Raw genomic sequence first — 1914 nt, 5'->3', positions numbered from 1 at the left:
CTCGTCGCCTTCGTGCTATTGTATGAAGGCGACAACAAAAACTGCTGTCATAACCGCTTCTTTTTCAATATATTCCCGCCTGAATATATTCACATTGTGAATATATCAACAGCAAAACACGATCCTAAGATCGTGATGCTTAAGTTCCTCTTAATATTAAGTCGCTACTCTTGGCGCTACGATTAAAGACAGGCTCACATTATGCAATCCTTACAACTCCAGTCTAAACCTAAATTTAGCTGGAAAGCCCTGGGTTGGGCGCTCCTCTATTTTTGGTTTTTTTCCACTTTACTCCAGGTCGTTATTTGTTTAACCGGATATAGCGGAACTAATGGATTACGCGACTCCTTGCTATTCAGTTCGCTGTGGTTAATCCCGGTATTTTTATTTCCAAACCGTATCCGTATTATTGCTGCCGTCATTGGCATGGTGCTATGGGCGGCCTCGCTGGCTGCTCTGAGCTATTACGTCATCTACGGACAAGAGTTCTCGCAAAGCGTTCTGTATGTGATGTTTGAAACCAATGCGAACGAAGCCAGCGAATATCTCAGCCAGTATTTCAGCCTAAAAATTGTTCTTATCGCCCTGGCCTATACGGCTATCGCTATTCTGCTGTGGACGCGTCTGCGCCCTGTTCATATTCCATCGCCCTGGCGCTATCTGGTGTCGTTTGCGTTGTTATACGGTTTGATTCTGCATCCGATAGCCGTTAACACTTTCATCAAACACAAGCCGTTTGAAAAAACGTTGAATGGTCTCGCCTCACGTATGGAGCCCGCCGCACCGTGGCAATTCATCTCCGGGTATTATCAGTACCGTCAGCAGTTGACCTCACTCAATAGCCTGCTGAATGAGAACAATGCCCTGCCGCCGCTGGCTAACTTCAAAGATAACTCCGGCGATGCCCCACGTACGCTGGTGCTGGTCATTGGCGAGTCAACGCAGCGTGGTCGCATGAGCCTGTATGGTTACCCGCGCGAAACGACGCCAGAACTGGATGCATTGCATAAATCCGATCCTAACTTCACCGTATTCAATAATGTCGTGACCTCACGTCCGTACACCATTGAAATCCTGCAGCAGGCGCTGACCTTCGCCAACGAGAAGAATCCGGACCTGTACCTGACTCAACCGTCTCTGATGAATATGATGAAACAGGCAGGTTATAAAACCTTCTGGATCACCAATCAGCAGACGATGACGGCTCGCAACACCATGCTGACCGTGTTCTCTAAGCAGACGGATAAGCAGTTTTATATGAATCAGCAGCGTACGCAAAGTGCGCGCGAATATGACAGCAACGTGCTGGCGCCATTTAAAGAAGTATTGGCCGACCCGGCACCGAAAAAGTTCATCATCGTGCACCTGCTGGGTACGCATATTAAGTACAAATTCCGCTATCCGGATGGTCAGGGTAAATTCGATAACAATGTCGACAACGTTCCCCCCGGCCTGGATGATGATGAGCTGGAAGCATACAACGATTACGACAGCGCGAATGTCTACAATGACCATATCATTGCGAGTCTGATCAAAGACTATAAAGCGACCGATCCGAACGGCTTCCTGCTCTACTTCTCCGATCACGGGGAGGAGGTATACGATACGCCACCGCATAAAACGCAGGGTCGTAATGAAGACAACCCGACGCGCCATATGTATACGGTACCGTTCCTGCTGTGGACCTCTGAAAAATGGCAGGCTGCACACCCGCGTGACTTCTCACAGGATGTGAATCGTAAATACAGCAGTTCAGAGCTTATCCACACCTGGTCTGATTTAGCGGGATTCACCTACGACGGTTTCGATCCGACCCGATCCATTACCAGCCCGCAGTTCAAAGAGACGACCCGCTGGATTGGCAATCCGTACAAAAAGAATGCCCTGATTGATTACGATAGCCTGCCGTACGGC

The 1914-nt window shown here is 48.7% G+C and carries 1 protein-coding gene; it reads left to right on the top strand.

What is annotated here, in order from left to right:
* Positions 1 to 201: 201 nt before the first annotated feature.
* The coding region (locus FDW87_RS10175) for a phosphoethanolamine transferase CptA (protein WP_137379711.1) at positions 202 to 1914 on the top strand (1713 nt) is incomplete at its 3' end.

This window comes from Citrobacter sp. wls826 (assembly GCF_005281245.1).
Taxonomy (GTDB): domain Bacteria; phylum Pseudomonadota; class Gammaproteobacteria; order Enterobacterales; family Enterobacteriaceae; genus Citrobacter; species Citrobacter braakii.
Note: the sequence above shows the minus strand (reverse complement) of the source record. Positions and strands in the feature narration are given on the sequence as shown.